Source organism: Alteromonas sp. RKMC-009 (assembly GCF_003584565.2).
GTDB lineage: Bacteria > Pseudomonadota > Gammaproteobacteria > Enterobacterales > Alteromonadaceae > Alteromonas.
In genome coordinates this window covers 3,236,553-3,254,723 of record NZ_CP031010.1, presented here as the reverse complement: position 1 = coordinate 3,254,723, position 18,171 = coordinate 3,236,553, and the positions used below count along the sequence as shown (strand labels likewise).

Below are 18,171 nucleotides of genomic sequence, written 5' to 3'. Positions count from 1 at the left end.
GAGTTTACCTGATTTAGAAAAAACACTACAATTGCGCCGCAATTAACTCTCCACTTATTCAGGTGTTATTGCATGCTCAGAATCATTCAAGAAGCTCTTACTTTTGATGATGTACTGCTGGTACCGGGGCACTCTACTGTCCTTCCTCATACAGCAAACCTCCATACTAAACTGACTCGCGGCGTGTCGCTGAATATCCCTATGGTATCTGCATCTATGGATACTGTTACGGAAGCGCGTCTGGCGATTGCCCTTGCCCAGGAAGGCGGCATCGGCTTTATTCACAAAAACATGGAGCCGGCAGAGCAGGCAAATCACGTACGTGAAGTGAAAAAATACGAAAGCGGTGTGGTTTCAGACCCTGTAACCGTAGAACAGACCACGGCTATCGGCGAAGTACTCGCGATGAGTAAGAAACTGGGCTACTCCGGTTTCCCGGTTACTGATAAAGATAACAACCTTATCGGTATCGTGACTGGCCGCGATATGCGCTTCCAGAACCGTCTTGATTTACCGGTTAGTCAGGTTATGACCCCGAAAGACAAGCTGGTAACGGTAAAAGAAGGTGCAGACTCTAAAGAAGTACTGGATCTGATGCATGCTAACCGTATCGAAAAAATTCTGGTTGTTGACGATGCCTTCAAACTGACCGGTCTTATTACCGTTAAAGATTTCCAGAAAGCGGAAAGCAAGCCAAACGCCTGTAAAGACTCACTGGGTCGTCTGCGCGTTGGAGCGGCTGTTGGCGTAGGTGCCGGTACTGACGAGCGTATTGCCGGTCTGGTTGAGGCAGGCGTTGACGTACTGCTTATCGATACTTCACACGGTCACTCACAGGGCGTAATCGATCAGGTTGCCCGTATTCGTGGTGCGTATCCTGACTTGCAAATCATTGCCGGTAACGTGGCAACAGCGGCAGGTGCGAAAGCACTGGCAGAAGCCGGTGTTGATGGCGTGAAAGTGGGTATTGGCCCGGGTTCTATCTGTACTACCCGTATCGTAACCGGTTGTGGTGTACCTCAAATCACTGCCATCGCTGATGCGGTTGATGCCCTTGAAGGTACAGGTATTCCTGTAATTGCTGACGGCGGTATCCGTTTCTCCGGTGACATCGCTAAAGCACTGGCAGCCGGTGCAAGCTGCGTAATGGTGGGTAGTATGCTGGCCGGTACTGAAGAGGCGCCGGGCGAAGTTGAACTGTATCAGGGCCGTTACTACAAGTCTTACCGTGGAATGGGCTCGCTGGGTGCGATGAATCAGCGTCACGGTTCTTCTGACCGTTACTTCCAGGCATCAGATAATGCTGAGAAGCTGGTACCGGAAGGTATCGAAGGCCGCGTAGCATATAAAGGCCCAATTGCGACCATCATCCATCAGCAAATGGGCGGCCTGCGCTCAGCCATGGGTCTGACTGGCTGTGAAGATATTCCTACGCTGAACACCAAAGCACAGTTTGTGCGCGTAACGTCAGCGGGCATGGGCGAGTCTCACGTACACGATGTGAGCATCACCAAAGAAGCGCCAAACTACCGTTTGGGCTAATCGCCGCTAAACTAGTATTTTGTCAGGCTGGTATCTCTACCAGCCTTTCTGTTTTATTTAACGGGTAAAAACATGACCACCAATATTCATAGCCAGCGCATACTTATTCTGGACTTCGGTTCCCAGTACACGCAACTGATTGCACGTCGCGTACGTGAAATCGGTGTTTACTGTGAGCTGTGGGCCTGGGACGTGACCGAAGAGCAAATTCGCGGATTCAACCCGGACGGTATCATTCTGTCGGGCGGCCCGGAGTCGGTCACTGAACTAAACTCGCCCCGTGCCCCTGAGTACGTATTTGAAGCCGGTGTACCGGTGCTTGGCGTATGTTACGGCATGCAGACCATGGCGGAACAGCTTGGCGGTAGCGTACAGGGCTCTAACAAGCGTGAGTTCGGTTATGCGCAGGTTGAAGTATTAAAAGCCACCGATCTGCTGGCACAGATTGAAGACCACATCGGCGAAAACGGCAACGCACTGCTGGACGTATGGATGAGTCACGGCGATAAAGTGGCGACGATTCCGGAAGGTTTCGAAACCATCGCGCAGACACCATCTTGTCCGCATGCGGCGATGTACAACGAAGAAAAACGATTCTACGGCGTGCAGTTCCACCCGGAAGTGACTCATACCCGTCAGGGTCAGCGTTTGCTGACTCACTTCGTCATGGACATCTGTGGCTGTGAGAAGCTGTGGACACCCGGCGCCATCATCGAAGACGCCATTGCCCGTATTAAAGAAAAAGTGGGTGATGACGAAGTAATCCTCGGCCTGTCAGGCGGTGTGGATTCATCTGTGGTTGCTATGCTTATTCACCGTGCTATCGGCGACAAGCTGACCTGTGTATTCGTAGATAACGGTCTGCTGCGTTTAAACGAAGGCCAGCAGGTAATGGACATGTTCGGCGATCACTTTGGTCTGAACATCATTAAGGTGGATGCGGAAGACCGCTTCCTCGCCCGTCTCGAAGGCGAAGCGGATCCAGAGAAAAAACGTAAGATTATCGGTAACGAGTTCGTTGCGGTATTCGATGAGGAAGCATCCAAGCTGACTAATGCGAAATGGTTGGCACAGGGCACAATTTACCCTGACGTTATTGAATCGGCCGGTTCTGCTACCGGTAAAGCCCACGTTATCAAATCACACCACAACGTAGGCGGTCTGCCTGAAGACATGAAGATGGGTCTGGTCGAGCCATTACGCGAGCTGTTCAAAGACGAAGTGCGCAAGATTGGTCTTGAGCTCGGCCTGCCATACGACATGTTGTACCGTCATCCGTTCCCTGGCCCTGGTCTGGGCGTACGTGTACTGGGCGAAATCAAGAAAGAATACTGCGACCTGCTGCGTCGTGCTGATGCCATCTTCATTGAAGAGCTGCATAACGCAGATCTGTACCACAAAGTCAGTCAGGCATTCACCGTATTCCTGCCGGTTCGTTCTGTTGGCGTAATGGGTGATGCCCGTAAATACGACTGGGTTGTATCTCTGCGTGCGGTTGAAACCATCGACTTCATGACTGCACACTGGGCGCATCTGCCATACGATTTCTTAGGTAAGGTGTCTAACCGTATCATCAACGAAATCGACGGTATTTCCCGCGTGGTTTACGATATCTCCGGTAAGCCGCCTGCTACGATTGAGTGGGAGTAAGTTCTCTCATTAGTTTTAATGACAGCGTTCAAATAATTGTATAGCCCTGCAAATGCAGGGCTTTTTTGTTCTTAAGTTTAGGGCTCTCGTCTCTAAATTATCAATTATCGCATTTTTAACTGTCAGTTTATTTTGCAACTAAATATTAACAATTGTCTATCTGACTGAAATTTAAGGGTTATTTTTTTGGCTCAAATCTTGTTAGGCAAAAGTGAGGTTTTGATAAATACAGGAAGTGGAAAATGAAACTAAATATACAAAAATCACTATTATTAATTGCTTTGATTTTAGGTCATACATCAGTATCAATTGCGTCTGTTCTTTATTTTGAAGATGACACTATTGCCACATCGTCTGTACCTGGCGCACTAACATTATCTGGTTTGGACGTTCAAACGACAACTGTAACGTCGGTGACAGACTTCAATACTCAGCTTGCTTCACAAAGCTGGGATCTGGTAATCCTTGGCGAACAGAATAACGATATTTTCAGCAGTATCTCAGGTCTTGATACTTATCTGGGTAACGGCGGCTCTATATTAGGTACAACCTGGCTTGATAATTCAGGTTTATCTGCATTATTGGGAGCTTCAGGTCGTTCAGGTACAAACGGGACAAATATTGCGATTGACTCACACCCCATTTTTGCGGGTCTGTCTTCACCGCTTATGCTGGCAAACCCGGGCTGGGGTATTTTTTCCAGTAGCTGGATAGCATCCTCATCATCTCAATGTCTGGGGACGTTGGGTTCAGGTTGTGCAGTTGTCGAGGGAAATAGTGGCAATTCATTACTGTTAAGTGGCTTGTTCGATACCTATGATGTATCTGATGGTAATATTCTCCTCTCCAATAGTATTAACTACTTGTTAAATGGAGCGACAGGTCCGGTAAGTGTTTCTGAACCCGGCACTCTGATATTGATTACTCTGGCTATGGCTGGCTTCTTTACCCGAAGAAAGCGTAGCTAAACAGAAAAGCCCGCATTTTGCGGGCTTTGTTATTTTTGACTGTCCGAAGGTTTACACTTCCAGACTCGCCATATCAATCACATAACGGTGGGCTACGTCACCTTTTGCCAGGCTTGCGAATGCATCATTCACTTCATCAGCTTTAATCATCACACATTCAGGGTGAATGTTGTGCTCAGCACAGAAATCCAGTACTTCCTGAGTTTCCCTGATACCGCCAATCAGAGAGCCTGCTACGCGGCGGCGGCCCATTACTAACGGCATGGTCATAAAATCTTCCATGGGGCCAACCTGACCAACAATAGCCAGCGTACCGTCAATGTCGAGAAGTGGCATGTAAACATCTACATCATGCTTAACCGGCACCGTGTCGATGATTAAATCAAATGATGAACCAGCTTCCTGCATTGCGCTCTCGTCAGTAGAAGCCAGAATTCCACTCGCGCCCAGCGCTTTTGCCTGCTCTTCCTTAGAATTTGAACGGCTGAGAACGGTTACTTCTGCGCCCATGGCCACTGCCAGTTTAACCGCCATATGACCCAGACCACCCAGGCCAATTACGCCTACGCGGCTGCCTTCTTTAACGCCCCAGGTACGCAGAGGAGAAAAAGTGGTGATACCAGCACAAAGAATAGGTGCAGTACGGGCCAGATCTAATGATTCAGGTACATTCAGAACGAATTCTTCGCGCACAACAATGTGCTTTGAGTAACCGCCCTGAGTAATTTCACCGCTGATGCGGTCCGGTGCGCCGTAAGTGGGCGTCATACCATTGCGACAAAATTGCTCTTCACCGTGGTCACACTGGTCGCAGGACTGACAGCTGTCGACCATACAGCCTACAGCTACGTGCTGGCCCACTTTGTAGTTTTTAACGTCTGCGCCAACTTCTATGACTTTACCGACGATTTCGTGTCCCGGTACTAACGGATAAGGCTGGTCGCCCCAGTCGCCGTTTACGGTGTGAAGATCAGAGTGGCAAACGCCGCTATAAAGAATTTCGATGGCTACGTCATTGTCGCGCAGATTCCGTCTTTCGAAATGATAAGGAACCATGTGGGCGTCTGACGAGTGAGCCGCATATCCAATTGTTTTCATAACTATAGCCTCATTTGTCGTTACATGCTCAGGCATATCCTGATAACGGAAATTTTAAGTAAAAACACCAGGGGTGTGCATGCCTGATGCTCTTTAATGCTTGCCTGATTGTGCAGATTGCCGGAGGTTTTACGAAAAGACCTGCTGACAGGTTCATTCATAAGCGGGGGAAATAAAAATGCCCCCTTAAGCGGGGGCATGGTTTAACGGGGTATATAGAGGGCGGGAATTAGCTGCGTTTCAGATCAAAGCGATCGTTGCGCATTACTTTTACCCATGCATCTACGAAGTCGGTAACAAACTTCTCTTTCGCATCTTCAGAGCCGTACACTTCGGCAATGGCCCGTAATTCAGTGTTAGAACCGAAGATCAGGTCAACCGGTGTGGCAGTCCATTTCTGTTCGCCTGAAGTACGATCTGTACCTACATAAATGGCTGCATCATCTTCTGACTTTTTCCACTCTGTAGACATATCCAGCAGATTAACGAAGAAATCGTTTGTCAGCTGACCGGGGTTGCCTGTCAGTACACCATGGGCTGAATCGTCAGCGTTCGCGTTCATGGCACGCATTCCACCCAGCAGAACTGTCATTTCAGGCACACTCAGTGACAGCATGTCTGCCTTATCGACCATCATCACAGCCGGTGAGCGGTAGTTACTTTCAGCCCAGTAGTTACGGAAAGCATCAGCAGTCGGCTCCAACACCGCGAACGACTCAACATCTGTCATTTCCTGTGTGGCATCCATACGACCCGGAATGAACGGAACGGTCACGTCAACACCGGCGTCCTTCGCTGCCTGTTCAACACCTGCAGCACCTGCCAGTACAATCATGTCGGCCAGAGAAATTTTGACCTTCTTCGATTTCTTATTGAAACCGGTCTGAATGTCTTTCAGCTTGCCCAGCACTTTTTGTACTTCTGCCGGATTATTAATTGCCCAGTCCTTTTGCGGAGCAAGAGCAATACGGGCACCGTTTACACCACCGCGCATGTCCGTATCACGGTAGCTGGCTGCAGCGGCCCAGGCGACACGTACTAATTCCTGTACAGACAGACCTGACTTCAGAATGTCCTTCTTCAGTTGCTTAGCTTGTTTGTCTGAAACCAGCTTATGATCAACTTGAGGAATCGGATCCTGCCAGATAAGGTCGTCAGCCGGGATTTCAGCACCCAGATAACGGGCTTTCGGTCCAAGATCACGGTGGTTCAGTTTGAACCAGGCTTTACCGAAGGCCAGTTCAAAGTCTTCCGGATTCTGCTGGAAGCGTTTGGCAATCTTACGGAACTCAGGATCTTCTTTCAGCGCAAGGTCAGTGGTAAACATGATAGGAGCGTGACGTTTACCCTGAACGTGGGCGTCAGGAACCATGTTCGCCGCGGATTCTGCAGTAGGGATCCACTGAATAGCGCCGGCAGGGCTCTTTGTTTGTTTCCATTCGAAACCAAACAGGTTATCCAGATAATTTGTTGTCCACTGCGTCGGCGTCACCGTCCAGGCACCTTCCAGTCCGCTGGTCATCGTGTCTTCTGCATTACCTTTGCCACAGCTGTTTTTCCAGCCAAAGCCCTGGTCTTCCAGATCACCGGCAGCAGGTTCTTTACCCAGACAGTCTGCTTTTTTGGCTCCGTGAGCTTTACCAAAAGTGTGACCACCCGCGATAAGCGCTACGATTTCTTCATCATTCATAGCCATGCGGCCGAAAGACATACGGATGTCATGGGCAGCAGCAATGGGATCAGGCTTGCCGTGAGGTCCAACCGGATTGACGTAAATCAGACCCATTTCTACCGCAGCCAGAGGACCTTTCAGGTTACCTTTCTCGTCCCGGCGCTGATCGGTAAGCATTTCTTCTTCCGGGCCCCAGTAAACATGATCCGGTTCCCAGTCGTCCACACGTCCGCCGGCGAAACCATAGGTTTTAAAGCCCATATCTTCCAGTGCCACGTTACCGGTAAGGGCCATTAAATCACCCCAGGAAATGTTACGGCCGTATTTCTGTTTGATTGGCCAAAGTAAACGACGTGCTTTATCCAGGTTAGCGTTATCCGGCCAGCTGTTCAGCGGGTCGAAACGTTGCTGACCACCACCGGCACCGCCGCGTCCGTCAACAGTCCGGTAAGTACCGGCTGCGTGCCATGCCATACGGATAAAGAACGGACCGTAATGACCATAGTCTGCAGGCCACCAGGGTTGTGAAGAGGTAAGTACTTCACGGATATCAGCTTTAACGGCATTTAAATCCAGTGATTCAAACGCTTTTGCGTAATTAAAGTTTTCGCCGTAAGGGTTTGATGCAACACCGTGGGCACGTAACTGGGACAGGTCCAGTTGTTCCGGCCACCAGAATTTGTTGCCCTTCGGGGCTTCGCCCACTACTTTCGCATTTTGATCCATAGTGGCAGAGTACGCATTTGGCGATAATGCCATGGCGATAGCTGCGACAGCGGGTAAGAGTTTCATTTTCATGTGTTTATCCTTATTGAATAGTTTCTGGTCACACTTCAGGCCATAAGAATATGATTCAGATTTGTGATAAGAGAAAATTGGATAAACCGATTACTTCAATCTGTTTTTATCATTTGTGAATTAACAATTTGTTAACTTTAATTAAGAGTCATGTTATCCCGTTATTGAGCAACTGCGACGATTTTCCTCTGGCGTCTGCGTGTCAGGAAGCGTTATCGTGTGGCACATTCATGTAGAGCAGTTTGCTGAACAAAGGGATAAAACATGCGCGCATATGGTTATAAGCAGGCGTCTGAAACGCTGACTGAAAACGCAATTCAGGCAATCAATATGGCAACTCCTGTGCCGGCAGGAAGAGATCTGCTGGTGAGAGTGCTTGCCGTTTCAGTGAATCCGGTAGACACCAAAATTCGTCGTAGTGTGTCTCCTCCGGCTGATGAGGTAAAAATCCTCGGATGGGACGCGGTGGGTATCGTTGAATCCACAGGCAGCGATGCGTCGTTGTTCAAAAAAGGCGATAAGGTATTTTATGCCGGTGATATTTCCCGTAGCGGTACCAATGCGGAATATCAGCTGGTAGATGAGCGTATTGTTGCGCTGGCACCCGAAGGGCTATCTGATGTTGAATCTGCGGCCATGCCACTGACTTCACTGACGGCGTGGGAGCTGTTGTTCGATCGTCTTGAAGTTGCCCCGGGTGAAGAAAGTAAAGATAAAGTGCTGCTTGTCACCGGTGCTGCCGGCGGTGTGGGTTCCATTCTAATTCAGCTTGCCCGTAAACTTACCGGTCTGACTGTTGTTGCCACGGCATCCAGACCGGAAACGAAGGAATGGGTGAGTAAAATGGGCGCACATCATGTACTCGACCATTCACAACCTCTGGCTCCGCAGTACGAGGCATTGTCATTAGAGGGTGTTGACTATGTCGCCAGCCTCACGCATACGCAGACACATATTGCCGCGCTGGCTGATTTAATGAAGCCGCAAAGCAAGTTCGGTCTGATTGACGATCCGGGTCCTCTGGATATCGGTCTGTTAAAGCGCAAGAGTATTTCGCTTCACTGGGAGTTCATGTACACCCGCTCTCTGTTCAATACCAGTGACATTCTTAACCAACATGAAATCCTCAGCGATGTGAGCAAAATGCTTACTGCGGGGGAGCTTCAAACCACACTCGGCCAGCATTTGGGCCCCGTCAATGCCGCTAATCTGTTCAGAGCCCACCAGATCCTTGAAAGTGGTTCAGCCATCGGCAAACTGGCACTGGCACCGTTCGAAACCGAATAAACCTGAGATTCAATTACTTCCGGCGGCGAATTGTTCCGGTTCGCCGCTACCTTCCGTATAAATGCACATACTGACTTTCCCTTTTTCATACTCCCTCAACTGACATTCGCAACCTGCTGTCATGTTGCTGTCATAAAAACATCATCTAATACTTTCGTCTAAATGATTCAGTATTGCATTTACCCGAAAAGCGTTTTACCAGGTTCCCATGTTGAAATATTCCAGTATCAGCCGGCTTGTCATGACTCCCGTGATGGCAGCTCTTATTATCTTAGTGATGCTTAACTCTGCATCATTGTACAAATCTTTTGCCTTACTCAACCATTTTGATGAACTGGAAAACAGTCTGGTTCAGTCAGAGCGTGATGTAACAGCTATCCTGAATACCTTTAAAACGCAGGTACAGGAATGGAAAAACACCTTGCTGCGTGGTTATGACGATGACAACAGGGAAAAGTACTGGCAGCGGTTTCAGCAACGGGAAGCTGACGTACAGGAGGGGTTCCGCAAGTTATTAACGAATCAGGCGATAAGCGCGGAAGCCAGAAGCACTATCGGTGAATTTCTGGATGCCCATAATCATATGGCAGAAAAGTACCGTGAAGGTTTCGACGCGTTTGTGGCAGCGGGTTACGATGCTAAAGTGGCAGACGCCTACGTGAAAGGCATTGACCGCAAACCTGCTGAATTACTTGAAGCGGTGGCAGCAAACATCGCTGAGCAGTCTTTCAATGCTTTTGAAAACCTGAGAACGGATACCCGCCGCACATTGTGGATGATCCTGATCGCTGCACTGGTGTTATCGGCACTGACTACCTGGTATGTAGTTCAACGTTTACGTAAACAGGTCATTAAACCGGTTAAGCAAATCGCGGCCTGCATTGCTGCTCTGGCAAAAAGCCGGTATGACTACAAGCTTGATTACCGCAGCGGGCACGAACTGGGCTCGCTGGCGGATTCTGCACGCTCGTTACAGGACAAGTTGCGGGGCTCTGTTGAACAACTCAAACAGGCTGAGTCTCAGGTTGCTCACGCTGTTATTACGCTGAGTGATGTGAGTCAGGCTATTCTGGCCGGCGCAGAAGAACAGCACCAGACCAGTCAGTCGCTGGACAGCAGCACCGATAAACTAAAAGAAATTGTACAGAGTCTGGTTGCCATCACCGACCAGGTGGCCGTCGCCACTAACAGCTCTGAAACCAATGTTGCTGCCTGTTACGCCACCTTTTCAAAAGCTAATGACGGCTTCAGGCAACTTGCCGAGACAGTAAATCAGTCCAGTGACATTGTTGATGCCCTGCAATCCCGCAGCAATAACATCCTCAAAGTCGTTAATGTCATCAATGAAATTGCCGACCAGACCAACTTGCTGGCTCTGAATGCGGCTATTGAAGCCGCCAGAGCAGGGGAGCATGGCAGAGGATTTGCCGTGGTTGCCGACGAAGTGCGGGCTCTGGCAGCCAAAACCCAGCAGTCAACGCGGGAAATCAACGGCATTCTTTCAAGCTTTGAGTCTGAAGCGCAGGGTGCGGTAGTGGCTATGCAATCCGGAAAATCACTGGCAGATGTGAATGCAAGAGAAGCGGCCGCGGCGCTGGAAACTCTGAATCTGGTGGTGAAAGATATACAGGAAACCGCCAGCGTTGTCGTTGTACTGAATGAAGCCGCCGATGAACAGGAAGCGGTGCTTAAACAGGTTGAACAGGTTATCAATAACTCTGTGACATCGTCAGAAAAGTATCATGCCCTGTCACGCAGAAACGACATTTCCGATGCCGTGAGAGAAATGGAAGGAAATGTGAAGCAGGTGGTGATGTCACTGACCCATTAACCGGACTACAACAAAGCGGCCGGCTCATGTTAACGTATAAGAAAACGCAGTCAGCCGCTTATGAATTTGCCCTATCCTCCGTTAGTTTTTCATCCTGTTTACAGTCAGCTTGACCTGCCGGTCAGACACCGCTTTCCCATCGAAAAATATCAGGGGATCCATGATGCGCTGGTAGCCTGCGGCGTGCCCCCCGGCCATTTCACAACCCCTGAAGCGCTGACAGCCGCTGATCTGACGGCAATTTACCAGCAAGACTATGTCAGCGCACTTTGCGGGGGCACCCTTGATCACCAGGCCATGCGCAGAATAGGTTTCCCCTGGTCAGAGCAATTAATCCGCCGTTCCCTCACCGCTGTCAGCGGGACCTGTCTGACAGCCGCACTGGCACAGGAACACGGACTGGCACTTAATCTTACCGGTGGTTACCACCACGCTTTTGCAGATTTCGGTTCGGGATTTTGCTTATTTAACGATTTGTATCTGGCAGCGAAGAGGGTACAGGTCCGTGATGATTGCGATACGGTGATGATCATCGATCTTGATGTACATCAGGGGGACGGTACAGCCAAACTGGCTGAGCATGACGACTCGGTGTTTACCGTATCAGTGCACGGTGAGAAGAACTTTCCTCACCGCAAACAAACTTCAGACATTGATATCGGGCTGGCGAAAGGCACCGGGGACGATGAGTACCTGACGACGCTTGATGAAACGCTGCACTTAGCGTTTCGACAGTGTTCACCGGACTTCATTATTTACGATGCCGGCGTCGACGTACACATCAATGATGATTTAGGGCACCTGCATATCACCACACCGGGTGTTCTGGCCAGAGACAAAATGGTGCTGGATATGTGTAAGCAAAAAGGGCTGCCGGTAGCTTGTGTGATTGGTGGTGGCTATCAGCGTGATATCGCTGCGCTGGTAGATGTACACCTGCAACTGTTCAGAGCGGCAGGTGTCATCCGGTAAAATCACCTACAGGAAAGTTAACTGGAAGCCCAGACCTATGCGTTCCTGGCTACGGTTGTAGTCAATCAGGGAGTCGCCGTAACCGTTAAAGTATTGCAGCAGCAATTCGTACCGGTCTGAAAGGGGATAAGTCAGGTTCAGCTGAATACTGCCTCTGTTATGTCCTAAATTCAGGTTATTGCGTAACAGGGCCAGCACCTTGAAGTTGCCAAGACGGGTGCCGTAACCCAATTCCATGCGGCCGTAATAATCATTGATATCCGGGTTATCGTCGCCGGCAGGATCGTTTTCGTCCACTTTGGTGTCTTCGGGGATGCGATACCAGGTTTTCAGGTAATACACGTCATCAAAATCACTGAACAGTACCGAGGCAAAAATTCTGTTCCAGCTGCGGGAGCGCTCGCCACTCTGTCCGTTCGACATATGATTAAAACCTACCTGAAAGGCGTTAAAGTCGTATCCCAGCAGGGTAATGTCGGCTTCCTGCTGATAAAACACTTCAGGCTGATAATTGGTTTCCCGGAAGGGTTTTGATACCTCGCTGTTATACAGTTGCCAGAAGGACGTCAGGGTGAAACCGAAATACATACCATCGGCCGTGTCGCCCCGCAGATACAGGGGCAGTTTTACACTTAACTGAAACTTGGCTTCGCTGTTATCAACATTTTCAGGAGTGAGATCCTGATTACCGGCGGAGTTCGGGTTGGTCACATAGGTAACAGGTAACAGATAGTTGGTCTGGTACTGTGTGATGGCAAAGTAATTATCCAGTGCCCGGTGATCGGCCTCAAAACGTGAACTGAGCATACTTGGGGCATCTTTCTGCGCATCGGTGGATGATTTATCCGCTTCCTCCTGCGCATACGCAACTTTGCATAACACTGCTGTCAGTAACAGAGCGGGCACAGCTGAGTAACGGCAAATTTTCATCGCATAATCCTTTACAGATCGAGGGTCTGGCCTTCTGCCGCCGCAAATAAACCTAATGGCGACTCCGCAATTTCAATGTATTCCTGACAGTGAGCAACCACCTTATCAATGTCATCGTCAGTACGGTCCGGGTCGTGGCTGTACAATGCCAGTTGTTTAACGTTAGATGCCATAGCCAGTTTCACCGCTTCCTCAGCGACAGAGTGTCCCCAGCCAGATTTTGCCGGCATATCTGACAGCATATACTGTGCATCGTGGATAACCAGGTCAGCATCGCGGGCAAAGTCCACGAAACTGAGAAAATCCGTTTCTTTTTTATAGGGAGGGTAGAGTTCGTTATCAGTGAGATAGGTTAACTTTTTACCGTTTTCAGTAATTGTATAAGCACTGCCTTTTCCCGGGTGGTTCATAGGCAGCCGGGAAATTGTCGCATTGCCTAACCGCCAGCTGTCAATCTCTTCCGGAACGGGGGTTACCGTCACATCAGAAGCCAGCGCACTGGCCGGTACGGGAAACACGGAGCCTTGCATCTGGGTAAGGATCCGGTCGTGCTCGGGCAGAGTAGTCATGCCGGGAATGATTTTAATTTCGCGATCTTTCTGGTAAATCGGGGCGAAGAAGGGGAAGCCTTGAATATGGTCCCAGTGATTATGAGTAAGCAGGATATGAACAGGCGTTGTTTTCTTTATGAGCTCGTTTCCCAGCGCCCTGATCCCAGTGCCGGCATCCAGAATGATATCTGTGCCGTCTGACAACTGAACATGAACACAGGCCGTATTACCACCATAACGCACGAAATCTGCGCCCGGCGTGGGAATAGACCCTCTGACACCATAAAAGGTAACTCGCATGCCTTCTCCTGCAGCATTGCCGCCGGGCCGTCAGCAGCCCGGCAATTTCCGTGTTAATCTCTGTCTGTTTTACAGACCGGCAATAAATTCACCGGCGTTATCTATAGAGAGTAAGGTTTTTTCGCCGGTGCGGCGATTTTTATATTCTACCTGCCGGTTATCCAGATTGCGCTCGCCCACAACGATGCTGTGGGGAATACCTACCAGTTCCATATCGTTAAACATGACGCCCGGGCGTTCTTTGCGGTCGTCAAATAACACTTCAATGCCGGCAGCAGTCAATGTTTCGTACAACGACTCTGCAACGTCTTTGATGCGCTGAGACTTATGCATATTCATCGGGATAAGCGCCACTTTAAACGGTGCAACCGGGTCAGGCCAGATGATACCGTTTTCGTCATGGTTCTGCTCAATGGCTGCTGCCACAATGCGTGACACACCAATGCCATAGCAACCCATAGTCAGAATTTGATGCTTACCGGTTTCACCCAGTACACCACAGTTCATGGCATTAGAATATTTATCGCCTAACTGGAAAATGTGACCGACTTCGATACCACGTTTGATTTCGATTGTGCCTTTTCCGCAGGGTGAAGGATCGCCGGCAACCACATCACGGATATCAGCGCTTTCAATATCACCGGTCCAGTTTCCATTAATGATGAATTTGCCATTTTCACCTGCGCCGCAAACAAAGTCTGCTGCTGCCGCTGCGCTGTGGTCAACAATAACGTCTAAACCTGATGCCAGCGGATTCGCGTACAACGGGAAGCAACCAAAAATGTCTTTAGCCTGTTCTTCAGTGGCAATGACCAGCGGTGATGCAATCTGTGGCAGTTTCTCTGCTTTGATATCGTTTAAAGTGTGTTCGTCACGTAAGACCAGCGCCACCCACTTTTCCGGAGCATCTTCTTCAGTCTGCCCTTTAACCAGCACGACTTTTAATGCGGTATTTTGTTCTTTCAGGAAGTTTTCTGCACTGATCCCCTTTGGCTTGTCGATAACTTCTGCCTCAGCACCTGACGGCACGGCTTTCGTTGCGGGTGCAACAGCCTGTGCCATTTCCACATTGGCTGCATAGTCAGATTCTGTCGAAAACGCGATATCATCTTCACCGGACTCTGCCAGCACGTGGAACTCGTGAGAGACCGCGCCACCAATTGAACCTGAGTCGGCAATAACAGCACGGAAATCCAGACCCAGGCGGGTAAAGATATTGCTGTAAGCCTGATACATTTTATCGTAAGTTTCCTGCAGCGACGCTTCATCCATATGGAAGCTGTATGCATCCTTCATGGTGAATTCACGGCCGCGCATAATGCCGAAACGGGGACGAACTTCGTCCCGGAATTTTGTCTGGATTTGATAAAGGTTCAGCGGTAATTGTTTGTAACTGCTGATTTCGTTACGCACCAGTGCGGTAATCACTTCTTCGTGAGTCGGGCCTAAAACAAAGTCGCGCTGATGGCGATCTTTGATGCGCAGCAGCTCGGGACCATATTCTTCCCAGCGACCGGATTCTTCCCACAAGTCAGCAGGCTGAACCACCGGCATCAACACTTCCACTGCACCGGCCTTATTCATTTCATCACGCACCACATCTGCGATTTTGTTCAGCACACGCAGACCACTCGGCAACCAGGTATACAAACCGGCAGCCAGTTTGCGGATCATGCCTGCCCGCAGCATGAGCTGATGACTGATAACTTCAGCATCGGCAGGTGTTTCTTTTTGCGTGGACAACAAATATTGGCTCGTGCGCATTACGGTGGTTCATCCTATAGAGAAAAATAAAAACGGCGCCATTCTAGCAGTATAGAAAAGGCCGCAAAAGTCGTTTTTCCGGTTAAGTTTTCTGTTATCCGGCAGGTAGTGGCGTGAGTGATAAAACCACCACGTCACCATTGATAATTTGCCAGCTGATATCCACGTCGTACAGACTCACTTTATAGACTTTGTCATCATCATCCAGTTTGTGCCGGTAAGCGGGGCGGGGATCCTGGCTGAGTATATCCTGCGTCAGCGGGATGATATCCGGCCACCTGGCAGAAAGCGCGTGGCATTGTCTGTCTGCTTCTGCAGTAAAAATGACATTGCGGCGGGGAATGGGGGAGCTTGAGGTGAGCGTATCGTCTGCCTTATTCACGGCGTCGGCGTAAGGAATATACGGCTTAATATCAATGACCGGTGTGCCATCAAGTAAATCAACGCCGGACACATTCAGCACAACACGGTCGCCATCCACTGAAAGACCTTCATTTTTAACCACTGACATGCCAATGCTGTTTGGCCGGTGCGTACTGCGACTGGCAAATACGCCCAGTGTGGCATTACCGCCCAGCCGTGGCGCTTTGACGGCGGGTTTCCAGCCTCTGGCAGCGGTTTCATGGAAATAGAACAATAACCAGACATGACTGAACGCCTCTATGCCTTTAAAGGCCTGCGGGTTGGCATAGTCAGTCTGCATGACAATCTGACCTTTAGCACCGGCTAAGTTCGGCTGGCGGGGAATAGCAAATTTTTGCCTGAACGGTGTGTGAATAATGCCAACAGGTTCAATAGTGGCAGATTCAGGAAAGCTCACGACCTGGTTACCTGAAATAAATGGTTGATTGTCATAATTATCTCATAAATTACCGCTAAGGTATGCTCCGTTGTTTACCACCACAAGCCTGACTGGGCAGCTTGCGGTCTCCCTGGATCCCAGTTCCTTTAACCCCGTTGCGAGCAACGGGGTTTCTTTTTTCCCGGGTTTAGCAATCAGGCAGTGAATGGTGTTGCTGAATATGTCAAACTACGGCACCGGAACGGCGACCTGAGATGAAGACACAGCAAAGTGTTTCCCTTCGCGGGTGCCGGATACGATTTACCACCGCTTTTTCCTTTATTACCAGCAGTAGCAGACGGAACGCTATGATAGTTGTAGAAAATCTGACCCGACGGTTCAATCAGCTTGTCGCTGTCGATAACCTGTCCTTCGCCATAAAGGCCGGAGAGATTGTGGGATTTCTGGGGCCAAATGGCGCCGGTAAGTCCACTACCATGAAAATGCTTACCGGTTTTCTGGACCCTTCGTCAGGTAAAATAAAAATAGACGGTGCGGATATGCCCGGCAAAGCGAAAGCATTGCAGGAGCGTATTGGCTATCTGCCTGAAGGTGCACCGCTTTATGGTGAGATGACAGTATTTCAGTTTTTACATTTTGTGGCCGGTGTACGGGGACTGAAAGGTAAGCATCGTCAGAAGCGTCTCAAACATGTCATAGAGCAGGTGGAGCTGGGAGACGTGCTGAACAGGCAGATTGATAAATTGTCAAAAGGATTCCGTCATCGCATTGGCCTGGCCCAGGCTATCATGCATGATCCGGACATTCTTATTCTGGATGAACCCACAGACGGACTGGATCCGAATCAGAAACATCAGGTAAGGGAACTTATCAAGGCGTTGTCGAAAGACAAAATTGTTATCATTTCCACCCACATCCTGGAAGAAGTCAGCGCTGTGTGTAACCGCGCTATGATCATTTCTCAGGGCAAACTGTTGTTCGACGGAACACCGCCGGAACTGCAGTACCGTTCCCGCTATCACCAGGCCATCACACTGCATTTTAGTTATGCAGCCGATATTTCCGGGCTGGCGGAAATTGATGGTGTAGATGAAATGGTGGTTAACCGCGAAACCGGCGATGTCACGCTGTTCCCTGAAGATGGCAAGTTGCTGATGACGCCGGTGACCGAACATGTCAGTCATTACCGGTTGCCGGTGGACAAATTTACCATTGAAACCGGTCGCCTTGACGATGTATTCCGTGAAATTACTACCGGGGAGCGTGTGCAGTAATGAGAAGTTTAACCATTGCACGACGGGAGTTCGGCAGCTTTTTTGCTACACCGGTGGCGTATGTTTATCTGGTAATGTTCCTGGTGCTGAGCAGCGTATTCACCTTCTTTATGGGAGATTTTTACGCCAGAGGACAGGCTGATTTACTGCCATTTTTTAATTTTCATCCCTGGCTTTATTTGTTCCTTGTACCAGCCATTGCCATGCGTAGCTGGGCTGAAGAAAGGAAATCCGGCACCATTGAATTATTAATGACATTGCCGGTGTCAGAAACGCAGGCTGTAGCCGGTAAATTTCTGGCCTGCTGGGGAATTCTCGGACTGGCTCTGCTGATGACCACGCCCTTGTGGTTAACCGTTAATTATCTCGGCTCACCGGATAACGGAATCATCGTTGCCGCTTATACCGGCAGCTGGTTGATGGCCGGCGCTTTTCTTGCCATCAGTCAGTGTATGTCTGCGTTAACCCATAATCAGGTTATCGCCTTTGTTATGTCTGTGCTGGTGTGTTTTCTCTTTCTGGTCAGCGGTTCGGAAATCGTGGTCGATGTTTTTAAAAACTGGGCACCTAATTTCGTGGTGGATACCGTTGCTTCTTTCAGTTTCCTCACACATTTTGAAGCTATGTCAAAAGGTGTGTTGGCTGCGAATGATGTGGTGTATTTTCTGCTGGTTATCTTTGTGTGGCTGACCGCAAACGCCGTGATCACTGAACAGAACAAAGCCGGGTGAT

14 protein-coding genes are annotated in these 18,171 nt (G+C 49.5%); 8 read left to right on the top strand and 6 right to left on the bottom strand.

Annotation, left to right across the window (positions count from 1 at the left end; translation table 11 throughout):
* Positions 1-72 precede the first annotated feature (72 nt).
* The 3 genes from guaB to DS731_RS14485 all read left to right on the top strand — a co-directional run bounded on the left by guaB (position 73) and on the right by DS731_RS14485 (position 4,160).
* Positions 73-1,542 (top strand): IMP dehydrogenase, encoded by a 1,470-nt coding sequence (gene guaB, locus DS731_RS14495; protein WP_119502004.1) that lies wholly within the window; start codon positions 73-75, stop codon positions 1,540-1,542.
* Between the two features lie 72 nt (positions 1,543-1,614).
* Positions 1,615-3,192 (top strand): glutamine-hydrolyzing GMP synthase, encoded by a 1,578-nt coding sequence (gene guaA, locus DS731_RS14490; protein ID WP_119502003.1) that lies wholly within the window; start codon positions 1,615-1,617, stop codon positions 3,190-3,192.
* A gap of 242 nt (positions 3,193-3,434) precedes the next feature.
* Positions 3,435-4,160 carry a PEP-CTERM sorting domain-containing protein gene (locus DS731_RS14485; protein ID WP_119502002.1) on the top strand — a complete coding sequence of 242 codons (726 nt, stop codon included), beginning with the start codon at positions 3,435-3,437 and terminating at the stop codon, positions 4,158-4,160.
* A 51-nt stretch (positions 4,161-4,211) separates the two neighbouring features.
* Here the strand turns inward: DS731_RS14485 and DS731_RS14480 are convergent, their stop codons facing one another.
* Both DS731_RS14480 and katG read right to left on the bottom strand, forming a co-directional pair.
* Positions 4,212-5,258, bottom strand: a complete 1,047-nt coding sequence (locus DS731_RS14480) for an NAD(P)-dependent alcohol dehydrogenase (RefSeq protein ID WP_119502001.1) — start codon at positions 5,256-5,258, stop codon at positions 4,212-4,214.
* A gap of 229 nt (positions 5,259-5,487) precedes the next feature.
* Positions 5,488-7,728, bottom strand: coding sequence for a catalase/peroxidase HPI (katG, locus tag DS731_RS14475; RefSeq protein ID WP_119502000.1), 2,241 nt, complete (start codon positions 7,726-7,728; stop codon positions 5,488-5,490).
* Positions 7,729-7,992: 264 nt separating this feature from the next.
* Here katG and DS731_RS14470 point away from each other — a divergent pair, with 264 nt between their 5' ends.
* The 3 genes from DS731_RS14470 (at position 7,993) to DS731_RS14460 (ending at position 11,818) form a co-directional block, all read left to right on the top strand.
* Complete coding sequence (locus DS731_RS14470) at positions 7,993-9,015, top strand: zinc-binding alcohol dehydrogenase family protein (RefSeq protein ID WP_119501999.1); 1,023 nt, start codon at positions 7,993-7,995, stop codon at positions 9,013-9,015.
* A gap of 208 nt (positions 9,016-9,223) precedes the next feature.
* On the top strand, positions 9,224-10,846 hold the full coding sequence (locus tag DS731_RS14465) for a methyl-accepting chemotaxis protein (protein ID WP_119501998.1): 1,623 nt from the start codon (positions 9,224-9,226) through the stop codon (positions 10,844-10,846).
* Positions 10,847-10,906: 60 nt separating this feature from the next.
* Positions 10,907-11,818, top strand: coding sequence for a histone deacetylase family protein (locus DS731_RS14460; protein WP_119501997.1), 912 nt, complete (start codon positions 10,907-10,909; stop codon positions 11,816-11,818).
* 6 nt (positions 11,819-11,824) lie between these two features.
* Here the strand turns inward: DS731_RS14460 and DS731_RS14455 are convergent, their stop codons facing one another.
* The 4 genes from DS731_RS14455 to tsaA all read right to left on the bottom strand — a co-directional run bounded on the left by DS731_RS14455 (position 11,825) and on the right by tsaA (position 16,183).
* A complete protein-coding gene (locus DS731_RS14455) occupies positions 11,825-12,748 on the bottom strand; it encodes a phospholipase A (RefSeq protein ID WP_119501996.1) in 924 nt (307 codons plus the stop codon).
* A gap of 11 nt (positions 12,749-12,759) precedes the next feature.
* On the bottom strand, positions 12,760-13,599 hold the full coding sequence (locus DS731_RS14450; protein ID WP_119501995.1) for an MBL fold metallo-hydrolase: 840 nt from the start codon (positions 13,597-13,599) through the stop codon (positions 12,760-12,762).
* A 69-nt stretch (positions 13,600-13,668) separates the two neighbouring features.
* Positions 13,669-15,363, bottom strand: coding sequence for a proline--tRNA ligase (locus DS731_RS14445; protein ID WP_119501994.1), 1,695 nt, complete (start codon positions 15,361-15,363; stop codon positions 13,669-13,671).
* 94 nt (positions 15,364-15,457) lie between these two features.
* On the bottom strand, positions 15,458-16,183 hold the full coding sequence (tsaA, locus tag DS731_RS14440) for a tRNA (N6-threonylcarbamoyladenosine(37)-N6)-methyltransferase TrmO (RefSeq protein ID WP_119501993.1): 726 nt from the start codon (positions 16,181-16,183) through the stop codon (positions 15,458-15,460).
* 329 nt (positions 16,184-16,512) lie between these two features.
* On the opposite strand from tsaA, the gene DS731_RS14435 reads away from it, so the two are divergent.
* Both DS731_RS14435 and DS731_RS14430 read left to right on the top strand, forming a co-directional pair.
* Positions 16,513-17,439 carry an ABC transporter ATP-binding protein gene (locus DS731_RS14435; RefSeq protein WP_119501992.1) on the top strand — a complete coding sequence of 309 codons (927 nt, stop codon included), beginning with the start codon at positions 16,513-16,515 and terminating at the stop codon, positions 17,437-17,439.
* Positions 17,439-18,170: an ABC transporter permease gene (locus tag DS731_RS14430; protein WP_119501991.1), complete on the top strand. Its 732-nt coding sequence runs from the start codon at positions 17,439-17,441 to the stop codon at positions 18,168-18,170. The genes DS731_RS14435 and DS731_RS14430 overlap by 1 nt, the downstream gene beginning before the upstream one ends.
* The last annotated feature ends 1 nt before the right edge of the window (position 18,171 follow it).

What these genes read in the sequence shown, in the direction of transcription:
- guaA (WP_119502003.1), top strand. Translation starts at nt 1,615, where the DNA reads ATGACCACCAATATTCATAGCCAGCGCATACTTATTCTGGACTTCGGT.
- DS731_RS14480 (WP_119502001.1), bottom strand. Translation starts at nt 5,258, where the DNA reads ATGAAAACAATTGGATATGCGGCTCACTCGTCAGACGCCCACATGGTT.
- DS731_RS14455 (WP_119501996.1), bottom strand. Translation starts at nt 12,748, where the DNA reads ATGAAAATTTGCCGTTACTCAGCTGTGCCCGCTCTGTTACTGACAGCA.
- DS731_RS14435 (WP_119501992.1), top strand. Translation starts at nt 16,513, where the DNA reads ATGATAGTTGTAGAAAATCTGACCCGACGGTTCAATCAGCTTGTCGCT.
- DS731_RS14430 (WP_119501991.1), top strand. Translation starts at nt 17,439, where the DNA reads ATGAGAAGTTTAACCATTGCACGACGGGAGTTCGGCAGCTTTTTTGCT.
- DS731_RS14465 (WP_119501998.1), top strand. Translation starts at nt 9,224, where the DNA reads ATGTTGAAATATTCCAGTATCAGCCGGCTTGTCATGACTCCCGTGATG.
- DS731_RS14445 (WP_119501994.1), bottom strand. Translation starts at nt 15,363, where the DNA reads ATGCGCACGAGCCAATATTTGTTGTCCACGCAAAAAGAAACACCTGCC.
- DS731_RS14470 (WP_119501999.1), top strand. Translation starts at nt 7,993, where the DNA reads ATGCGCGCATATGGTTATAAGCAGGCGTCTGAAACGCTGACTGAAAAC.
- guaB (WP_119502004.1), top strand. Translation starts at nt 73, where the DNA reads ATGCTCAGAATCATTCAAGAAGCTCTTACTTTTGATGATGTACTGCTG.
- katG (WP_119502000.1), bottom strand. Translation starts at nt 7,728, where the DNA reads ATGAAAATGAAACTCTTACCCGCTGTCGCAGCTATCGCCATGGCATTA.
- DS731_RS14485 (WP_119502002.1), top strand. Translation starts at nt 3,435, where the DNA reads ATGAAACTAAATATACAAAAATCACTATTATTAATTGCTTTGATTTTA.
- DS731_RS14450 (WP_119501995.1), bottom strand. Translation starts at nt 13,599, where the DNA reads ATGCGAGTTACCTTTTATGGTGTCAGAGGGTCTATTCCCACGCCGGGC.
- DS731_RS14460 (WP_119501997.1), top strand. Translation starts at nt 10,907, where the DNA reads ATGAATTTGCCCTATCCTCCGTTAGTTTTTCATCCTGTTTACAGTCAG.